The organism is Citrobacter sp. FP75 (assembly GCF_018342065.1).
GTDB lineage: Bacteria > Pseudomonadota > Gammaproteobacteria > Enterobacterales > Enterobacteriaceae > Citrobacter.
Window position 1 is genome coordinate 1,042,523 of record NZ_JAFDOE010000001.1, and the last position, 18,975, is coordinate 1,061,497.

At 52.0% G+C, this 18,975-nt stretch carries 18 protein-coding genes; 3 read left to right on the forward strand and 15 right to left on the reverse strand.

Annotated elements, in window-relative coordinates:
• Nucleotides 1-19: 19 nt before the first annotated feature.
• The 8 genes from dhaM to JQ822_RS05200 all read right to left on the reverse strand — a co-directional run bounded on the left by dhaM (nt 20) and on the right by JQ822_RS05200 (nt 9,675).
• A complete protein-coding gene (dhaM, locus tag JQ822_RS05165; protein ID WP_213132548.1) occupies nt 20-1,450 on the reverse strand; it encodes a dihydroxyacetone kinase phosphoryl donor subunit DhaM in 1,431 nt (476 codons plus the stop codon).
• A gap of 10 nt (nt 1,451-1,460) precedes the next feature.
• Entirely contained in the window at nt 1,461-2,093 is a 633-nt protein-coding gene (dhaL, locus tag JQ822_RS05170) for a dihydroxyacetone kinase subunit DhaL (protein ID WP_213132971.1), read from the reverse strand.
• A gap of 11 nt (nt 2,094-2,104) precedes the next feature.
• Nucleotides 2,105-3,175, reverse strand: a complete 1,071-nt coding sequence (gene dhaK, locus JQ822_RS05175; protein WP_213132549.1) for a dihydroxyacetone kinase subunit DhaK — start codon at nt 3,173-3,175, stop codon at nt 2,105-2,107.
• 326 nt (nt 3,176-3,501) lie between these two features.
• Complete coding sequence (locus JQ822_RS05180; protein ID WP_213132550.1) at nt 3,502-4,776, reverse strand: Glu/Leu/Phe/Val family dehydrogenase; 1,275 nt, start codon at nt 4,774-4,776, stop codon at nt 3,502-3,504.
• Between the two features lie 323 nt (nt 4,777-5,099).
• On the reverse strand, nt 5,100-6,068 hold the full coding sequence (locus JQ822_RS05185; protein ID WP_213132551.1) for a Csu type fimbrial protein: 969 nt from the start codon (nt 6,066-6,068) through the stop codon (nt 5,100-5,102).
• 13 nt (nt 6,069-6,081) lie between these two features.
• On the reverse strand, nt 6,082-8,355 hold the full coding sequence (locus tag JQ822_RS05190) for a fimbria/pilus outer membrane usher protein (RefSeq protein ID WP_213132972.1): 2,274 nt from the start codon (nt 8,353-8,355) through the stop codon (nt 6,082-6,084).
• A 55-nt stretch (nt 8,356-8,410) separates the two neighbouring features.
• Nucleotides 8,411-9,130: a fimbrial biogenesis chaperone gene (locus JQ822_RS05195; RefSeq protein WP_213132552.1), complete on the reverse strand. Its 720-nt coding sequence runs from the start codon at nt 9,128-9,130 to the stop codon at nt 8,411-8,413.
• Between the two features lie 14 nt (nt 9,131-9,144).
• On the reverse strand, nt 9,145-9,675 hold the full coding sequence (locus JQ822_RS05200; protein ID WP_213132973.1) for a Csu type fimbrial protein: 531 nt from the start codon (nt 9,673-9,675) through the stop codon (nt 9,145-9,147).
• 317 nt (nt 9,676-9,992) lie between these two features.
• Between JQ822_RS05200 and JQ822_RS05205 the strand changes: the two genes are divergently transcribed.
• Both JQ822_RS05205 and JQ822_RS05210 read left to right on the forward strand, forming a co-directional pair.
• A complete protein-coding gene (locus tag JQ822_RS05205) occupies nt 9,993-10,706 on the forward strand; it encodes a response regulator transcription factor (protein WP_213132553.1) in 714 nt (237 codons plus the stop codon).
• Nucleotides 10,707-10,708: 2 nt separating this feature from the next.
• On the forward strand, nt 10,709-12,175 hold the full coding sequence (locus tag JQ822_RS05210) for a sensor histidine kinase (RefSeq protein WP_213132554.1): 1,467 nt from the start codon (nt 10,709-10,711) through the stop codon (nt 12,173-12,175).
• Nucleotides 12,176-12,335: 160 nt separating this feature from the next.
• Here the strand turns inward: JQ822_RS05210 and JQ822_RS05215 are convergent, their stop codons facing one another.
• From JQ822_RS05215 to pth, 3 genes are all read right to left on the reverse strand, one after another.
• A complete protein-coding gene (locus tag JQ822_RS05215; RefSeq protein ID WP_213132555.1) occupies nt 12,336-13,052 on the reverse strand; it encodes a YebC/PmpR family DNA-binding transcriptional regulator in 717 nt (238 codons plus the stop codon).
• 522 nt (nt 13,053-13,574) lie between these two features.
• Complete coding sequence (gene ychF, locus JQ822_RS05220; protein WP_181617137.1) at nt 13,575-14,669, reverse strand: redox-regulated ATPase YchF; 1,095 nt, start codon at nt 14,667-14,669, stop codon at nt 13,575-13,577.
• 115 nt (nt 14,670-14,784) lie between these two features.
• Nucleotides 14,785-15,369 carry an aminoacyl-tRNA hydrolase gene (pth, locus tag JQ822_RS05225; RefSeq protein ID WP_016153302.1) on the reverse strand — a complete coding sequence of 195 codons (585 nt, stop codon included), beginning with the start codon at nt 15,367-15,369 and terminating at the stop codon, nt 14,785-14,787.
• A gap of 274 nt (nt 15,370-15,643) precedes the next feature.
• Here pth and ychH point away from each other — a divergent pair, with 274 nt between their 5' ends.
• Nucleotides 15,644-15,922, forward strand: a complete 279-nt coding sequence (gene ychH / locus JQ822_RS05230; RefSeq protein WP_213132556.1) for a stress-induced protein YchH — start codon at nt 15,644-15,646, stop codon at nt 15,920-15,922.
• A gap of 45 nt (nt 15,923-15,967) precedes the next feature.
• Here ychH and JQ822_RS05235 read toward each other — a convergent pair whose 3' ends face one another.
• From JQ822_RS05235 to JQ822_RS05250, 4 genes are read right to left on the reverse strand one after another with little or no spacing between them, the layout of a single operon-like run.
• Complete coding sequence (locus JQ822_RS05235) at nt 15,968-16,777, reverse strand: cytochrome c1 (RefSeq protein ID WP_213132974.1); 810 nt, start codon at nt 16,775-16,777, stop codon at nt 15,968-15,970.
• Nucleotides 16,778-16,781: 4 nt separating this feature from the next.
• Complete coding sequence (locus JQ822_RS05240) at nt 16,782-17,954, reverse strand: cytochrome b (protein WP_213132557.1); 1,173 nt, start codon at nt 17,952-17,954, stop codon at nt 16,782-16,784.
• A 1-nt stretch (nt 17,955) separates the two neighbouring features.
• Nucleotides 17,956-18,504, reverse strand: coding sequence for a ubiquinol-cytochrome c reductase iron-sulfur subunit (petA, locus tag JQ822_RS05245; RefSeq protein WP_213132558.1), 549 nt, complete (start codon nt 18,502-18,504; stop codon nt 17,956-17,958).
• 25 nt (nt 18,505-18,529) lie between these two features.
• On the reverse strand, nt 18,530-18,970 hold the full coding sequence (locus JQ822_RS05250) for a pseudoazurin (protein ID WP_213132559.1): 441 nt from the start codon (nt 18,968-18,970) through the stop codon (nt 18,530-18,532).
• Nucleotides 18,971-18,975 lie beyond the last annotated feature (5 nt).

Below are 18,975 nucleotides of genomic sequence, written 5' to 3' on the forward strand. Positions count from 1 at the left end.
AAAAGGGCGTGCAGCGGCTTTAAGCCGTGTGAGCAACCAGATGCGCCACGCAGTCGAGGGTCACGGTGTCACCCATTTTGATGTCATCAAGCGCCTCGCCTTGCTGACAGACCCAGCCGATGCCCATTTCGCGGGCAATAATCGCCGAATGGGAGGCTTCGCTTCCGGCCCGCAGACAGATACCTTTGATGGTCAGCGGATCCAGTTGCAAAACGGTGGAAGGGTAAATGACATCTGCTACCAAAATGGTCGGGCGAATAAAGGTCGGTATTTGCGCAGGGATCCCGGTCAAATGCCGCAGCGAGCGGTACAGCAAATCGTCAATATCGATATACCGCGCCTGCAAATAAGGATCGTCGAGCCGGAGATACTGCTGACTCAGATCGCTCAGTACCGTGTGCCAGGCATATTCAGCGCGACACTGTTTTTCGCGCATTAAATCACAGGCCATGTCATACAACTCTGCATCGTCCAGCAGGGTGTGGTGACCGGAGAAAATCGCGGCAATATCCGCGGAGTATTTCTCTTCGGCAAGCGCCGTTAAGCAGCTCAAATCTTCCAGCGTATTGTGGATAGCCGCCTGTAACCGCTGCTGTTCGTGCTGTAAATCTGCGGCTGGCTGCGGGGCTACTTCCGCTGCGAGCGGCGTATAGCAAAAGGCCACTCCCGTCACCTGTGCGGGTGCCGAGTTTGTGATGCCGCCAGCATGCGGTAGCTCAACAGATTCACCAAAATTCTCTGCGGCCAGCTGTTTGAACGCCGCCAGTGCGTCGTCGGCCTGCTCGCCTTTGGCAATTAAGCGCAGCGTGTCATTACAGCGCACCTGCAGCAGGGCGATTTGGTTCAGGCTGTCCGGGACCACGCACTTACCGTTTTTCTCAAGCAGCATGTCGGCGCGAAAGCCAGACAGCGTTGAGACCAGCCGCGACGCCGGGCGAACGTGGATGCCGTTGGGGTTTTTGACCACCACGGCAATTGAGCGGGCCTCGGCATCGGCAGCAAGAGCTGTCGGCGTGGTAATGGTCGGGGACGACGAGGGTAAACCCAGTTGCTCATATTTGGCGTCGAGGGCGTTCATGGCATCGCGAATGACGCGGTCGATGTCGCCACCTGCGGCTGCGCTGACCGTTGCGGCCAGCGTCCCTTCAACCAGCGGGGCTGCGCACAAGCGTACCTTCGCAGCGATTGCCGGATCGAGCAGCTCCAGTGCGGTTTCCGCACTTAATAGCGCGCTGCCAATATCCATCATTACCAGCACGTGATCGGTATCCGCGACGGACTCAATGGCTTCCATCACCTTAATCGGGTCGGTGCCAATCGGGTTCTCGGGATCGTCAATACCTGCGGCGATCGCCAGTTTGCAACCTTCGCCCATTAACATTTGTCGGGCTAACTCGCCGACGCCTGCGCCCAACTGAGCGCTATGAGACACAATAACCAGGTTTACCATCGCTTTATCCTTACTCTCTGGCCGCCTGAGCCAGCATTTGCATCATAAACATCACGGACGTTGCGCCGGGATCCTGATGCCCAATACTGCGCTCACCAAGGTAGCTGGCGCGGCCCTTGCGTGCCTGCATGGTGATGGTGCTTTGTGCGGCGGCTTCTGCTTGCTGGCTCGCCGTCTCCAGTGCCGCCTGCACGCTTAATTTTTGTTCGCAGGACTGACGCAGCGACTCGACTACCGGCACCCAGACATCGCACATGGTTTTGTCTCCAGGCTCGGCTTTACCCCGGCTAATCACACCCTCTGCGCCATCGCGTATCATCTGATACAGCTCGTCCAGCGTCAGGCTTTGATGGGCCTGAGTGACCTGCGCGGCGCGGATGAAGAAGGTGCCGAACAGCGGACCGCTGGCCCCCCCGACGCTGGAGAGCAGCACCATGCCGGTGTTTTTCAAAATAAAACCGATGTCTTTATCCGCAATGGACGGTAGTTTTTCGACCACTTTACTGAAGCCACGGTGCATATTCAGGCCGTGGTCGGCATCGCCAATTTCCCGGTCAAGACCGGTCAGAAAATCACTTTCAGTGGTGAAAATTTCACCGCATCGATAGAGCCAGTTAACAATTTGCGTTCTGTTGAGGGACATCATGAATCTCCTTATTTACCCCAGTTGAGAGCAGGGGTGTGCACCGGTGCATCCCATAGGTTCAGCGTTTCGTCATCGACCTTTAACAGGGTGATGGAGAAACCGGTCATATCCAGAGAGGTACAGTAAGAGCCGATCAGATTGCGTTCGATGGTAATGCCCATATCCTGACAGCGGCTCTCAAGACGGTTATAGACGCCGTAGAGTTCGGACAGCGGCGTTGCGCCGAGGTTATTGACCAGTGCGATGACGCGGTCGCCTTGTTGCAGTGCCTGCTTGGTTTCTTTACCTTCCAGCCAGGCGCCCTGGACATTATCCCAGTGGCGCAGCGTACGGCTGTAGTTACCGTTTTCCAGCAAAGTGTCGAACATTTCATCCACGGTCTGGTTGAGAGATGAGAAGGCGCGGCGGTCGATCCCCGGTTCCCCGTGAATGCCGACACCAAACTCCATTTCGTTATCCTGCAGCGTGAACGAGGGCTGCCCGGCGGCCGGGACGGTACAGGCTCCGATGGCGATACCAATAGAGTGGCCGAGGTTATTCAGCGAGCGACCCAGCGCGGCGCACGCGTCCAACGAATCCCCGCGTTCGGCGGCCGCGCCGACCAGTTTTTCAATCAGCACGGTATTGGCCACGCCACGACGTCCGGCGGTATACAGGCTGTCTTTTACCGCCACGTCGTCATCGACGACCATGGTCGTGACCTTGACGCCGCTTTCGTGCAATAACTCGGTGGCGGTTTCGAAGTTCAGAATATCGCCAGTGTAATTTTTGATGATTAGCAGCACGCCTTCGCCACCGTCAATCTGCATGGCGCATTCAAACATTTTGTCCGGGGTTGGCGAGGTGAAAATCTCACCTGGACAGGCGCCCGCGAGCATGCCCTGACCAATATAGCCGCAGTGCATCGGCTCATGCCCGCTGCCGCCGCCGGAAAGCAGCGCCACTTTGCCCATCACCGGCGCGTCAGCACGGGTGACGTACACCGGGTCCTGATGCAGCGCGAGGGAAGGGTAAGCTTTTGCCAGTCCGGCGAGTTGTTCATTCAGTACGTCTTCAACACGGTTGATCAATTTTTTCATTTTTATGCTCCGTAGACAGTCCTGAGATGGCTGCAAAAAACGGCAGACATCTGATGTAGGGTATCGGTGATGTACAACGCCACGGCGACCGCTCGCTGCCGATAAGGTAATTTTGCACACGGGCCGTCAAAAGAAAATTGCGGTGATGAGCGTTTCAATACGAAACTTCTTCGAGGCATAACGTTCCAGTTTGAAACGTCATGGCGCATTAATCAGCGGAAATGAGAGATGCGGCAGGTTTGACGCAGAACGCCTGAGCGTGGTGGAGTGCGATGTAAAAACCACCTGCAGTGCAGGTGGTTTTGTACGCAAGAGGGGTTCCGGTATTAGCCAGGATAGATACCGCGGTCTTTACGCGCCAGCAGAATACGCTCACAGGCTACAATGTAGGCCGCAGTACGCAGAGAACAAGATTTCTCGGCGGCTTTTTCCCACACGTGGATCATCGCGTCGGTCATGATTTTATCCATGCGCGCGTTGATCTCTTCTTCGCTCCAGAAGAAGCTTGCCATGTCCTGCACCCATTCGAAGTAGCTGACGGTAACGCCGCCGGCGTTACACACCACGTCAGGCACGACGACGATACCACGGCTTGCCAGAACGTCATCAGCGTCCGGGTAGGTCGGGCCGTTTGCGCCTTCAAGCACCAGCTTACAGGTCAGCGTTTCTGCGCGATGGCAGGTAATCTGGCCTTCAAGCGCCGCCGGGATCAGAATATCCATCTCCAGGCTCCAGAATGCTTCGCTGGCGATGGTTTCAGCGCCCGGGAAACCGGCAATCTGTTTGTGCTCCAGCTGCCAGGCGGTGAGGGCGTTCATGTCGATCCCAGTGGTGTTAAACAGAGTTGCGGTATGATCCTGAATAGCCACCACGCGTGCGCCAGCGCTGGCGAACAGGCGGGCTGCTTCACTACCCACGTTACCAAAACCCTGTACCGCCACGCGTGCGCCTTCAATGGCAATGTTGGCACGGCGCGCCACTTCCAGACCGCTGACGAAAACGCCGCGACCGGTGGCTTTATCACGGCCCAGAGAGCCACCCAGATGAATAGGTTTACCGGTGACTACGCTGGTTACGGTGGTGCCGTGGTTCATGGAATAGGTGTCCATCATCCACGCCATCACTTTGCCGTTAGTGCCGACATCTGGTGCAGGAATATCTTTCTGCGGTCCGATTATAATGCCGATTTCGCTGGTATAGCGGCGGGTCAAACGCTCCAGTTCGCCTTCAGACAGCGAGAACGGATCGACGCGAACGCCGCCTTTCGCGCCGCCGTACGGCAGGTTAAGCGCGGCGCATTTGATGGTCATCCACGCAGAAAGGGCCATCACTTCATTAAGATCAACATCAGGATGATAACGCACACCACCTTTACCAGGACCTCGGGAGAGGTTGTGCTGCACGCGGTATCCTTCGAAATGGCGGATAGTACCGTCATCCATTTGTACCGGGATATCGACAATCAGCGCGCGTTTTGGGTGACGCAGGGTATCCACCCAGTGGGAAAGTTCGCCCAGGTAAGGGGCCACACGCTCGATTTGTTGCAGGTAGGTATTCCAGGCAGATGTGTTGCTATCTGAAGCGTAAGATAACTTATCCATGATAAACCTTAGTTATAAAAAGTAATATGTTCTTAATTTCGCCGTGGTATACAGTGGATCTCACTATATAAACTTAAATTTAACATTTTTTTCAAAAAACAGCCTGTCTTCAAGGCACGCTTTGTCACACGGATAGCATTCACTCTTCGGTTGGAAATGAATAATTACCCATTTTCAAACTGAAAATATGGCGATATTCGTAATAACAAACCGAATAAAATGAATAATATCGAAGGTCTGCTATTTGTCAGATTTATGACGCACCTCAAAAAGTAAAAAATATGATAATAATTTGTATTTTACTTATTGCATTTATGATGAGGTCAGTAAGTCACGGAGATAGTCACGGTATCGGCATAGTCGTCAGGGGTGAAATTGGCGCTGGGGACGGTGGCGTAAACCGGATAATCGGTGGTTAAACCCGTACCGTTGCCAGCCACGGTGTTGGGCGAGGTGCTCCCCCATACCGTGCCGCTGGGACCCGGTGTCGAACTCAGCTGATATGGCACTTTATCCTGATTGGTTCCGGTTCCTTTCAACACACCATACCCTGCCGTATTGCCGTTCGATGGCTGTAATCCAATGGTATACGGGGTGTTATTGGTACAGGCGACGCCGAGCGCGCTTTTTGCCGTGACATTGCGATCGGTGGCCTTAGAGGGAGTAAAGCTAATGTTGTTGGCGTAGCTGATCGCGCACTGTTTTGTGACATTGGCTGTGACGGTGAAGGGCAGTCGGGCCACAACGGTATCACCGCAGTTAGTGGGGGGGAAAAGCAGGCCAGGATTGATTGTGACCAGCGCCGTCGCTGCCGTATAGCTATCCTGATAGTTTCCCGGTACCGCGGCGGTTTGCGGGGCGACAAGCTTCGCAGACACCGTCAGCGTACCGGTCACCGGCGTCAGGTTGAGTAAGTTAAGTTGCACCATCGGGAAGGTGGTGCCCGACTGATACTGGCTTCCCCAGATTTTGCTGTACCCGGCGTCCTGGTACAGTTGATAGGCCAGCGTTCTGGCAGGCGTGCCGCTTAATGACATTGTCCTGGTGCCGACCTGTCCGCTGACGCCGGAGATACCGATATTAAAACAGAGATTGATCCCCGCCAGCACGTCGCCAAGCTCTTTGGCGCAGCTGTAGCTAAAGGTCATCGATGACGTTGCGCCAGAGGTCGACAGCGGATTCACCGTGCCAAAATTAACCGGCTGCACATTGCTCACCGAACAGGTGACCGCATAACTGACTCCCGGGCATCCGAGAAATCCGACAATCAGGACCAGATATCTTAGCCGCATAAAAATACTCCTGTTATCGGCATACCAGTGGGCCAATCTGCACGATGCCTCGCGCTGAAGCAGGATAGTCAAACGTCACGCTACAGGTACCGGTTTCTGTATTTACACGCAGGGCATTGTGCTGTTCCAGCGTGTCGAACCAGGTCATACCGTCAAACCCGACGAGAGATGACTGACCCGCGCCGGTGGTGGCGATGGCCACGCTCCCTTCAGGAATAGCCTGACCCTGTTCATCAACGAGGATCACCTGCGCGGCGCGTACGGGAGTGATGCCAAAACTGACCAGCGTGCCGGAACGGTCTGCAGGCGTGGCATTCGCCTCGACGCGGGCGATGCGCATATTGGCGGGCAGATCCATCGGGTCAATGCTGATTTGGTTATTTTGATAGCTGTTCAGGGAGGTGACCAGCAGCAGGCCATTGTCATCGCTGGTGCCGATCACGTTGTTCTGTAGCTTGACTGGAACGTCCGGAATACCATCTGTTGACACCACGGCAAAGCCATTGTTGATTTCACGTGCGGCAAACAGGCCGCCGCCCATCATCACCACGGAACCGGTCGCGCCAGCATAGCTATAGTGGTTATCCGGCAGCCGACTGAAGCCGGTGTAGGCTTTTCCATAACGGCCTAAATATCCCACTTCTCCCTGACCGCTTTGCTGCGATGCTTGCTGGCTGGCGGCCACGTTCCAGCCCCAACCGCCGTCCGCGGGCGGTGTCTGGCTGGCATTAAGCTGATAGCCCATTTCATCATGGGTGCGCTGCATGGTGCTGCTGACGCTCAGGTTACTGCTGGTGGTGACGGTCAGCATCAGGTAGACGCTGCGATCGCGGCCATCATCAACGTTCTGATTGAAACCTGCGTTAAGGGACACGTTGTCGGAAAGGGACTTGTACCAGCTGGCGTTGGCATAGCGCACTGCGCGTTCGTGCGGATAGCGAAACTGCAGGTAGCTCAGGCTGATATTCCCGGCAGACGCCAGAGAATAGCCAATCACCGTATTGCTGCTCAGCGTTGGCGGTGGTTCACCATAATGGGTCGCTACATCACGATAATCGCCGGAGGTGGCGGTGGTACTGGTGCTGAAATTAAATTTTTCTCCGGACCAGCGATATCCCACACTGTATAAAAAACCGTTCTTTCCGGAATCCGCACTGGCGGCAAATGCCGTGGAGAGCGTTCCACTGCGGCTACCGGGGATCCAGTCGTTGCTGACACCGGCGTTAATCAGCCCATCGCTGGTCTCGGCGTGCGCACCGGCGGTGACGCTATTGCTGAACCCCCGACGCCAGGTACCGCTGAACACCGGGGCGCTGGCATAATCAAACGAGGAGTAGCCGTAGTTCTCTCGCACCACGCCAAGCTCGGCTGACCAGGAGGTCAGGCCTGCGCGCAGCAACTGCTGATCGTTGTAAAAAGAGAAATTTTGCACCGTCGTTCTGCCCAGCGCATCCGTCATCATCACCTGGCCGGTTCCCGCGCCGCTGATATTGGGCATGGTGTTAATCTGAAAACTGCCCGCCGGGACTTCGCCGTTGTAGTACCTGACCCCGTCAACATACAGCTCTACGTTGGATGGCAACGTCGCGGAGCCGAGATACGCGGGAAGCGGGGTGGTTGGCATATACGGCTGCAAACCAAAATCGGTCCCTATCTGAATGCCTCCGATACGGGTTGGGCGAGATCCGGCGAGCGAACTGGTCAGCGTATCGCCCACGGTCAGCGCCAGCATCTTTTCCGGGAACGATGAGCGCCAGCTGGTATCCAGCCGGTTGAAGGTGTTATCTGCATCGGTTTCGGTGGAATACTGAGTAAGCTGAGTGGTACTTAACACCCCTGAACCATTAAAGGCTCGCAGCTCGCTAAACGTGTTCACGCTGCTTTTATCGCCCTGCTCTGCGTAAATATCATAATTAAGCAACGCCCCGCGTGTTGATGAGACCATCGGGGCGGCTTCTGCTGGTGGGTTTATCTGGGCGGGGGCAAGGTCGAGTTCACTCAGTGGCACAGTAAGTGCCAGCGTTTGCAGCTGTTTGTTGTAGTCAACATGGAGTTGGGAGATATCGTTCAGCGCGACGGGCTTAGTGGCTCCCTCTGGCAGACGAAACCCCAGCGTGCGTAGGGTATTGGCACCGCCGTACAGCTTTTCGTTTTCATAGCCAAAATGAACCAACCCGACGGAATTGCCGTTTACCGTCACGTCGAGATATAAATCGACGCCGGGCAGGGGGGAGTCGTCACGAATAACGCCATTTTCTGTCGTGTTGTTTATCTGCGCGTAAGTCATTCCCGATAGTAATGCCCCGCTAAGCAAGCCACATGTCACCACAAGCCAGGGCCAGTCAGAGATCGTGTACTGTTTTTTGGCCATTGACCGTGACTTCAACTTTACCGCCGTAATGGGTATCACTGGCAGACGGGGATATTATCCACCGCATCGTTGAACCGGGAAGAACGTAGCCTAACAGCCCTGGACTCATCACTTTTTTCACGCCATTACGCTGTATAAACGTGGCGGCTGACAACTGGGCATGGGCATTTCCCTGATTACTGACTTCAAGAAAATTTTTGCCGTCACGCTGCTGTATCTTCCAGCGTAATTTGGCCGCCATCTCAGCCTGCGTTGTTGGTTGAATAAAAACGGGCACGGAATAATGCATCACAAATTGCAGTTTATTTTTTTGTAATTTCGCTGGCGGTAATTCATCAATGGATAAGCGATAGGCTTCTTCGGTAGATGCTGATGGCGGCGCAGTTCGAATCACGCGGATAAGTTGCCGTTCACCCGGGGCTAATGCCAGCATTGGCGGGCTGATGACCAGCCCCTGAGACGGCGACAGCCTGTCGCCGTCAGCGCCCTGACGCCAGTGAAAAACGCGTACCTGGGCATTCAGTACGCTTTCACCTGCGTTGCTTAACCAGATACCGTCGGCGTTTTGCGTCGCCTGCAATGTTAAGGTTACGGGGGCTATCTGCAGCCCGCCTGCCGTCGCGATGTTGATGTTCATCGCTATTACTGACAGGCATGCGAAGGCACACTGCACAGGCAGTTTCAGTGTCATTGGTCGTCCTGAGGTTAGTAGTTAACGTTAACCGTTACGATGTCGGCATAGTCATCAGGCGCGAAGTTGGCACTCGGTGCGGTGGCATATACGGTGAAACTTTGCCCGAGCCCGGTTCCGGTCGACGCAACCCCATTTCCCATGCTTTCTGCGGTGGCTGTATTTCCCCAGACCGGACCTGTTGCTGACGTTTGATTCAGCTGGTACGGCACTTTATCTGTGTTCGTTGCCGCGTTTGCCACCGAGGACATAGCGCCCCTGCCCGTGGTATTCCCGCCGTTAGCAACCGAGGGTGCCAGGCCAATAAAATAAGGTGTAGTCCTGGAGCAGTTAATCGAAATTGTGTTACTTGCCGATGTATTTGTCGCTGTAGCATTAACCGAGCCCAGTGAAATATTTGACCCTGATCCTGCGGTGACGGTACAGGCTTTTTGAATTGTCATCAGCACCTGAAATGTGCCGTTTGCGGTTGCAGCATCTGCCACTGGCATTATGGAAAAGGTGCTGCAACAAAGAATTAAGCGGGTGACTATAACTGGAGCCATATTCTTTACCTTTTTCAAATAACCACACTTTTTGCTTTGAAAAAACAATAATGTGATACAACGAGTCATGATTTAACCCTAGGATAAGTATTAGTCTTATGCCAGTTGGTCTAATGAATTTTACTTAGGAAAAAGGTGATGGTGTCGACAAAAAATAATACCATCAGGTGAGTATCTGGTTTCTTTTTATTTACCCTTAGACATGCAACGCGTAGACGCTGCTATTCCCCGATTCCCGCAAAGTTAACTAAAATGTGACAACTTTCTGCCTGCTTGTTGTGTAGAATTTCAGTATCTGGATCGTGAGGGCCAATGAAGTGAATCAGGATAAGAAACTACTTATCGTAGAAGACGATGAAAACATCGCTGAACTGTTGCAGTTACATCTACGTGGGGAGGGGTTTACGGTAACTCATGCGATAAATGGCAATATCGGTATGGCGTTGCTTAACCAGGGCGATTGGGATGCCCTGATCCTGGATCTAATGCTTCCTGGCGTTGACGGACTCGAAATCTGTCGCCATGCCAGAACCATGACGCGTTATACGCCAATCATTATTATCAGTGCCCGCTCAGGTGAAACCCAGCGTATTCTCGGGCTTGAACTGGGCGCTGACGATTACCTCGCTAAACCGTTTTCAATGCTTGAACTGGTCGCCCGTGTAAAGGCGCTCTTTCGCCGTCAGGAAGCAATGAGTAAAAACTTACGCCTGGATGCTGGAGTGCTGATTTTCGATAATCTCTCTATTGATCCGCTGGCCCGGGATGTTCAACTTAATCATCAGTCGGTTGAGTTGACGCCCAGAGAGTTTGATTTACTCTACTTTTTTGCCCAGCATCCGGATACCGTCTTTTCGCGTTTGGATCTGCTAAAACAGGTCTGGGGATACGAACACGAAGGCTACGAGCATACGGTCAATACGCATATTAATCGCCTACGCCTCAAGATTGAGGAGAATCCAGCGGAACCTAATTTTATCCGTACCGTCTGGGGAAAAGGCTATAAATTCACTGCACAGCCACGCGAGTAATCATGCGAACTTATACTCTTTCACAGCGTTTAACGTTGGTTTTTGCACTCCTGTTTATTACCTCGTGTGCTCTGTTAGGCTGGTTGCAGGTGCGAACCAGTACCGAATACAGTAAGGCTGTTATTCAGCAACTTTCTGCGGGCCTTGCCGGGCATATCAACCAACGTTACCCGCTGCTTGAACATGATGGTCTGAATAAAGATTCAATGCGTAACTTGTTCAATCATCTAATGGCCGTGAACCCCAGTGTAGAAGTCTATTTACTGGATAAATATGGCAATATCATTGGTGATGCCGCACCACAAGGGCGCATTAAGCGTCATCGGGTCGATTTACAGCCGATACAGTCAGCCCTGAACAATCCTCATTACCCTATTTACGGCGACGATCCCCGTAGCGTTGATGCGAAGAAAGTGTTTAGTGTCTCACCAATGCGCCAGGATGGGCAGATAAAAGGCTACTTATACGTGATTCTGCTTGGGGAAAATTACAATGCCTTAAACAGCAACGCGCAATTTGAAGCATTGCTGAAGATAGTCTTACTTTCCATCAGTCTTGTTGCTTTATTGGGGCTGGTGGTCGGTGCTCTCGCCTTGCGCTGGATAACCCGCCCCCTGCGCGAACTCTCTTCTCAGGTTCATGCCCTGGAAACCGGGGGGATAGAAGAAATGCAGACAATGGCGGCACAGCCCCGGCAAATTAATACCAGTAACGATGAAATTAGCCAGCTTCGCCAGGGGGTGATCTCCATGGCTCAACGCATCTCAGAGCAATGGCACCGACTTTCACAACAAGAGCAGTTACGACGTGAATTTATCGCCAACATTTCCCATGATTTGCGCACACCGTTGACTTCATTACACGGCTACCTTGAAAGCCTGTCCGTGATGTCAGCCAGCCTGAGTGAAGCAGATAAACAGCGTTATCTTAATATCGCCCTCGCACAGAGCCAAAAAGTTGGCACACTTGCCCAGTCGCTGTTTGAGCTTGCTCGCCTGGAATATGGCGTGGTCAAACCCCAGAAAGAGACATTCTCGATAAGTGAACTGCTGCAGGATGTTTTTCAGAAATTCGAACTTTCCGCGCAAACCAAACAGCTGGACTTGCTGGTAGATATTCAACCTGGCCTGCCACTTATTGACGCAGATCTGGGAATGATCGAACGTGTTCTTACCAATCTGCTGGATAATGCTATTCGTCATACTCCCGACAAAGGCGTTGTTGCTGTGCGCCTGTGGCGAGAAGCGGATAAAGTGATGGTGCAAATTAGCGACACCGGTCCTGGGATCCCGCAAGAATTGATGGAGGGATTATTCATTCGTCCTTCGATTGCTAACCCGGCAGGTATAAGGGTAGGTGGGCTGGGGCTGATGATTGTGCGCCAGATGCTACAGCTACACGGCAGCGAAATTACGCTGATTGAAACACCGAAATGCGGTGCCTGCTTTCGCTTTGGGCTAACGATCTGACAACCGTTTCTCAGATATGCATAGCCAGAAAGGTGATTACTGAGTGTAGAAAGTAATATTTATCCATTTCTTATAATCACTATATCTGGCTAGATATGCTTTTTATAATATTTCAATAAGTTAAAAATCTGCCATAACGACAGATTTTTATAATTTATAATTAGAGATTTGCAACGTTATGATATACTTTTTGAACATCATCGTCATCTTCAAGGGCATTAACAAGTCCTTCAAAGATTTCTAAATCTTCTGGTGAAAGTTCAACTTCTGACTGAGCAATCATTTCTAATTCTGTTGTTGAGAATTCAGTAATTCCGGCTGCTTTAAGCGCTGCAATTCCTTTGTGAAGGTCAGTGGCTTCAGTATAAATAACGATGTTCCCTTCTTCTTCGGTAACATCACGAACATCAACTTCAGCATCAATCAATATTTCAAAAATATGATCAGAGTCTGATCCTTTAAATACAATCACTCCAGTGTTGTCAAACATATAGCTGACAGAACCTGCCGCTCCGATATTCCCGCCTTTCTTATTAAAAATTGTGCGGATATTAGCAATCGTGCGGTTAACATTTGAAGTCAACGTTTCAGCGATAACCATAGAACCACTTGGTCCAAAGCCTTCATACCGCCCTTGCACGAACGTTTCATCTCCGCCACCTTTGGCTTTATCAATTGCTTTATCAATAACGTGCTTTGGAACTTGTGCTTGTTTCGCACGTTCAATAACGAATTTTAAAGATGAGTTTGATTCTGGGTCTGGTTCACCTTGTTTAGCCGCCGCATAGATTTCCACACCGAATTTTGCATATATATTAGACGTTGCACCGTCTTTAGCCGTTTTTTTAGCAACAATATTGGCCCATTTACGTCCCACTGGAATAGTCTCCTCGAAAATTTATTTACATTACTAACAGGTTAATAACCTTTGTGTTTTCCGCTATATTATATCATGACATGTAAATTCTCGTCTATGAGAAAGAAAAACATCACAATTTTGCGTGCTGTTACTTTAATTTTTTAATGGTTAATGTTGTGGGTAAGTTATTTCAAAATTTTACTCTGGTTCTTTTGTTATTACACTTAATAAATGAATCGTAGTAATAATATATAATACAAAAGAAACGATTGTGATAATCCAGACAAAAAAAATCTACTATTAAATTTGCTACAGCACTGCTTACAGAGCGCTACAGCCCCTCACTCAGCGAAATCAGTCGCTACACCATACTGTTATCCACTGTTTTATAAAGGTAAGTCTGTTGGAGCCTTGAGCGTAGGCGAGGGGAGTTGGAAGCAAGATGGAAGGATGAAAAAAATCCACGCAATTGCGTGGATTTTATAGGATTTTGTGATTTTCATGAGATTCAATACAACCTCATGAGACAACAAATTTTATTTAGACGTTAAACAGGAAGTTCATTACGTCGCCATCTTTAACGATGTAATCTTTACCTTCTGCGCGCATCTTACCTGCTTCTTTCGCGCCTTGCTCACCCTTGTAGGTGATGAAGTCTTCAAACGCGATGGTCTGTGCGCGGATAAAACCTTTCTCGAAGTCGGTGTGAATTTTACCCGCAGCCTGCGGTGCGGTAGCGCCGACAGGAATGGTCCATGCACGGACTTCTTTTACGCCTGCGGTGAAGTAGGTCTGCAGGTTCAGCAGTTCGTAACCGGCGCGGATCACGCGGTTCAGACCTGGTTCTTCAATTCCCAGCTCAGCCATAAATTCTTCACGATCGGCATCGTCGAGTTCGGCGATATCGGATTCAACAGCAGCGCACACGGCAACCACAACGGAACCTTCGGCTGCAGCGATCTCACGTACTTTATCGAGGTACGGGTTGTTCTCAAAACCGTCTTCGTTGACGTTGGCGATATACATGGTCGGCTTCAGAGTCAGGAAGCTCAGGTATTTGATGGCGGCTTTGTCTTCGTCAGTCAGGTTGGTCAGTGAACGCAACATACCGGCGTTTTCCAGCTGCGGCAGACATTTTTCCAGCGCGGCCAGCTCAGCTTTGGCGTCTTTGTCGCCGCCTTTGGCTCTCTTTTGTACGCGGTGAATTGCGCGCTCGCAGGTATCCAGATCAGACAGCGCCAGCTCGGTGTTGATGACGTCGATATCGTCAGCCGGATCCACTTTGTTATTAACGTGGATGATGTTGTCGTTTTCAAAGCAGCGCACCACGTGGCCGATTGCTTCGGTTTCGCGGATGTTGGTCAGGAACTGGTTGCCCAGACCTTCACCTTTGGACGCGCCTTTTACCAGACCTGCAATATCGACAAATTCCATAGTGGTCGGGAGAATACGCTGTGGCTTGACGATCTCAGCCAACTGGTCCAGACGCGGATCGGGCATCGGTACAACGCCAGTGTTCGGCTCGATAGTACAGAACGGGAAGTTAGCCGCTTCAATACCCGCTTTGGTGAGCGCGTTGAACAGGGTGGATTTGCCTACGTTTGGCAAACCGACGATACCGCATTTGAATCCCATGTTTAAATCACCTTAATCTTTTGATATTCAACCTGTTATGGAAAACAGATTGTAGAAAAGTAAATAACTCTGCCCATTATACACAGCACGCGGCAAAAATGCCGCACATCGCTGCTTATTGTGCTTTAAAGGTATGTAACCGGCTGGTTGCTTTGGTCAGGCCATCTTTGAACAAAATCTCGGTACAACGCGCCGCTTCGTCGATGGCTTCATCAATTAACTTCTGTTCAGAAACAGGCGGTTTGCCTAACACAAAGCCGACAACTTTATTTTTATCGCCGGGATGACCAATTCCCACGCGTAAGCGATGAAAGTTCGGGTTATTGCCTAACTTGCTGATGATGTCCTTCAGACCGTTATGTCCGCCATGCCCGCCGCCGAGCTTAAATTTCGCGACGCCCGGGGGCAGATCTAATTCGTCGTGGGCGACCAAAATTTCATCGGGGTTAATCCGGTAAAAGCTGGCCATCGCGCCGACTGCCTTGCCGCTCAGATTCATAAATGTGGTTGGTACCAGCAGACGGACATCTTCACCTTCGAGGGTTACTCTGGAGGTGTAACCGAAGAATTTCGGCTCATCGCGCAGGGGGGCGCGTAATCTCTCCGCCAGCAAATCGACGTACCATGCGCCTGCATTGTGTCGCGTAGCCGCATATTCTGCGCCGGGGTTTGCCAGACCGACAATCAATTTAATCGTCACGTATTTTGTCCTGAGTGTGTCCATAACCGGCGTGTAGTTTACTGTCTGTCGGCGCGCTTGACAAAAAACTGCGTGCGTACCTGCAAATACTGAATAATTGCTCTGCTGGACTATTAGAAAATGAGACAGTTCAGTAGGTTAATTGTAAAGTTTTGTTGCATGAGTGTTTGTAATTGTGATCGCTGGCGCACATGCGAACGGGAGTGTTGTCTATACTTTACACATAAGGATTAGGGGTATTCCCTGTAGCAACCCAAAGTTCCGGAGGTGACACATGAAACGCAAAAACGCTTCTTTACTCGGTAACGTGCTCATGGCTTTAGGGTTGGTGGTGATGGTTGTCGGTGTTGGCTATTCAATCTTAAATCAACTGCCGCAATTTAACCTGCCACAATTTTTCGCACACGGTGCCGTGCTCAGTATTTTTGTTGGCGGCGTACTCTGGCTGGCGGGTGCCCGCGTCGGCGGTCATGAACAAATCAGCGATCGTTACTGGTGGGTTCGCCATTACGATAAACGCTGTCGTCGTAATAATGGCCAACGCCATAGCTAAGCGGTGACATTTTCTGCAGACCAGCCAGCTCACGCTGACTGGTTTTCAGCTCGCTTTATTTTTGTGCGAGCGAGACCGGATGCGCAGCAGTAACGCTAATAGCGCTAAAACAACCGCCAGATATCCCATCACGTACATTCCCTGATGTTTTCTTGCTGCTAACTGCGGATCGGCCACCCATGCCAGAAACGCGGTGACGTCGCGCGCGTACTGTTCTTCGGTTTGTGGGATATGGGCTTGCCCGGTCCAGGTGATTTCACCGTCTGCCAGTGGTTTTGGCATATTGATAATCCCGCCGGGGAAATAGCGGTTAGCCTTAAGCTCGGGATCGTCAGGGAGATAGCCGGTCAGCAGCGCATAAATATAATCAGCACCGTTGTCGGTATAGGGAACGAACGCATCGAAGATAAACTGCGGAAACCCGCGATCGTAGCTTCGCGCCCGCACGATATAGCTCAGATCCACCGGTAGCGCGCCATTGTTGAGGTATTTGGCTTCCTGCTCGTTCAGATAAGGAGAGGCGAAAACATCGCTCAGGGTACCGTCCCGTTCACTGGGCTGGCCATCATCTTCAACTGTCGTAAACACGTAGCCACTGGCCAGTGTTTTGGCTTCGGCCTGCGTGAGATGCGGCCCTCCGGGTTGGGTCAGTTCTCTAAAGGTGAGATATTTCATTGCGTGGCAGGCCCGGCATTTTTCTTCGTAAACCTGCAAACCCCGACGCAACTGTTCGGTGTCATATTTGCCGTTCACACCGCTAAATGTCCATGGCTGTTGGGGCGGAAGTTGTGCACAAAGCGTGTTACTGAAGAACAAACTCAGGCCCAGGGCAGCAAAGGTTAACCATCGTCCCATCATGTTAGTCCTGTTTTTCCAGTAAGCGTCGGCACGGCATCACAATCAAAAACCATGCGAAATAAATAAGCGTTGAAAGCTGAGAAGCGGCGCGGATCCAGCCCTCTTCATTACTGAAACCGTCCACCAGATCGGGTCCGACCAGCGCTTTTGACCCCAGCCAGCCAAGAAAGAGGGCGTTGCCGACCCAAATCCAAAAACCGGCTTTAACGAGCTTACTCAAGTTGCGAAACCGCGCGCGGGAGGTATCCAGCCAGGGTAAGAAATAGAAGATCAATACCGAGGCGCACATGGCGACAATGCCTGCCAGCTCACCGGGAAAACAGCGCAGAATGGAAAAGAAGGGCAAAAAATACCACTCGGGCGCGACGATGGCTGGCGTGACCGTCGGGTCGGCGGGGATGAAGTTATCAGCACTGCTGAGATAGTGCGGCGCAAAGAATAAGAACCAGGCAAACAGCATTAAAAACAGCGTCAGTTTGAGGGCATCGCGCTCGGTAACGCGAAAATCAAACAGTAAACGTTGCGACTCGCGGGCGGTAAACGTTTTTTTCATCGCATGGGCGAAAGCCGACTGGACGGTGCGCACATGCCATATCGTCACCGCGACAATGGCGAAGGGAATAATAAAGTGCAGCACATAAAAACGGCCCAGCGTCGGCGTGCCGGGAGTATATCCCCCGACCAAAAAGGTATACAGCGTATCGCCGACGAACGGTATTGCGCGGGCGAAGCTGGTGATGACCGTGGCGGCCCAATAGCTTTTTTGCCCCCAAATCAGGCTATAGCCGAGAAATGCGGTGATCATCAGTAACACATACAGCGTCACGCTGATGGTCCACATCTTCAGATACGGTTTACGGTAAACGTTGTAATACATCGCGCGAAAGATATGCAGATAGCAGGCGAAGAAGAAAAGTGAAGCGCCAATGGCGTGCAGGTTACGCACCAGCTCACCGTGCCTGACCGTGCGCATAATATGAACAATGGAATCAAACGCGGATCCTGCCGTGGGCACATAGAACATCGCCAGCACGATACCGGAGAGAATTTGCACGCCCAGCATGACCAGTAAGATGATACCGACGGCAAAGATCCACACGCCGGCCACCGAGCGGGGGAACGGAAGGCGAAATTGAACATGGCGCAGGGGCGTGGTAGGGGACGTGGCGTTCATATCAGACCTCTTTTGCGCCGAGGCGTACGCTCAGACCATCGGCGGCCAGAGTATAATCGGGGATCGGCAGATTCGCCGTGGCCGGGCCTCGCGTCACGCGCCCGGAGGTATCAAATTCTGACCCATGACACGGGCAAATCCAGCCCTGTCCGCTGGGATTGGCGTTTGGCACGCATCCGGCGTGCGGGCAGTGGCCCTGAACAATCAGCCACTGTGGATGTGCCGCTGTGACCCGCTCGCTATCCGCCTGCGGATCGAGCAATCGTCGGGCATCGGCCTGCTGCGCTGCCGCTACCTCGTCCGGCGTGCGGTGGCGAATCAGGATCAGTTTTCCCTGCCAGATCCGTTTCACCGTCTGGCCAGCCGCCACTCCTGCGAGAGAAACGTCTACAGGCTCATTTTCTGCCACTGTTTTATCGTCCGGACCCAGCGCTGAGATCAGCGGCCAGACTGCGGCTGTAACGCCTGCGGCACCGACAAATTTTGTCAGCTTGCACAGGCAGTCGCGCCGCTGGGTGTGGACTGCCTCGCTATCTGTTTTTTTATTCACCGCCGTTATCCTCTTATGGTTGCTGTTACTGCTTCTCAATGCGGTTATAAATATCCTGAAAGCGTTTATCGGCAAGGCCAGGGGCTTTAAACGCGCGGTAGCTGTTGGGCAAAACGGCGTCGCCGACCTTGATCAGCATGATCATGCCCTGCGCGTAGTGCGGTGAACATTTGATGCCGTAGAAACCGGCGGTGTCGTATTTGATTTCAATCTCTTCATCGATTTTGCCGATAAAACCGGGGTAACCGGCGGGGGAGAGCTCGGCAATTGAGGCCGCATTGTGGCTTTTGTGCTTGCGAACAAATTTCACGCTATCGCCCGGCTGGATCGCCAGATAATCCGGTTCGTAGACCATTGGTCCGCCGGTGCCACGGTTTTTCATCAGGACTTCGTAGGTTTGTGCGAAGGCCGTCGAGGTGAACGCGAACAGGCACAGGACGAGCAGATGTTGCTTAATACATTTCATAACGG

Bases quoted from the DNA above. Each gene is read 5' to 3' on its own strand.
- dhaM (WP_213132548.1), bottom strand. From the start codon at position 1,450: ATGGTAAACCTGGTTATTGTGTCTCATAGCGCTCAGTTGGGCGCAGGC.
- dhaL (WP_213132971.1), bottom strand. From the start codon at position 2,093: ATGTCCCTCAACAGAACGCAAATTGTTAACTGGCTCTATCGATGCGGT.
- dhaK (WP_213132549.1), bottom strand. From the start codon at position 3,175: ATGAAAAAATTGATCAACCGTGTTGAAGACGTACTGAATGAACAACTC.
- JQ822_RS05180 (WP_213132550.1), bottom strand. From the start codon at position 4,776: ATGGATAAGTTATCTTACGCTTCAGATAGCAACACATCTGCCTGGAAT.
- JQ822_RS05185 (WP_213132551.1), bottom strand. From the start codon at position 6,068: ATGCGGCTAAGATATCTGGTCCTGATTGTCGGATTTCTCGGATGCCCG.
- JQ822_RS05190 (WP_213132972.1), bottom strand. From the start codon at position 8,355: ATGACTTACGCGCAGATAAACAACACGACAGAAAATGGCGTTATTCGT.
- JQ822_RS05195 (WP_213132552.1), bottom strand. From the start codon at position 9,130: ATGACACTGAAACTGCCTGTGCAGTGTGCCTTCGCATGCCTGTCAGTA.
- JQ822_RS05200 (WP_213132973.1), bottom strand. From the start codon at position 9,675: ATGGCTCCAGTTATAGTCACCCGCTTAATTCTTTGTTGCAGCACCTTT.
- JQ822_RS05210 (WP_213132554.1), top strand. From the start codon at position 10,709: ATGCGAACTTATACTCTTTCACAGCGTTTAACGTTGGTTTTTGCACTC.
- ychF (WP_181617137.1), bottom strand. From the start codon at position 14,669: ATGGGATTCAAATGCGGTATCGTCGGTTTGCCAAACGTAGGCAAATCC.
- ychH (WP_213132556.1), top strand. From the start codon at position 15,644: ATGAAACGCAAAAACGCTTCTTTACTCGGTAACGTGCTCATGGCTTTA.
- JQ822_RS05235 (WP_213132974.1), bottom strand. From the start codon at position 16,777: ATGGGACGATGGTTAACCTTTGCTGCCCTGGGCCTGAGTTTGTTCTTC.
- JQ822_RS05240 (WP_213132557.1), bottom strand. From the start codon at position 17,954: ATGAACGCCACGTCCCCTACCACGCCCCTGCGCCATGTTCAATTTCGC.
- JQ822_RS05250 (WP_213132559.1), bottom strand. From the start codon at position 18,970: ATGAAATGTATTAAGCAACATCTGCTCGTCCTGTGCCTGTTCGCGTTC.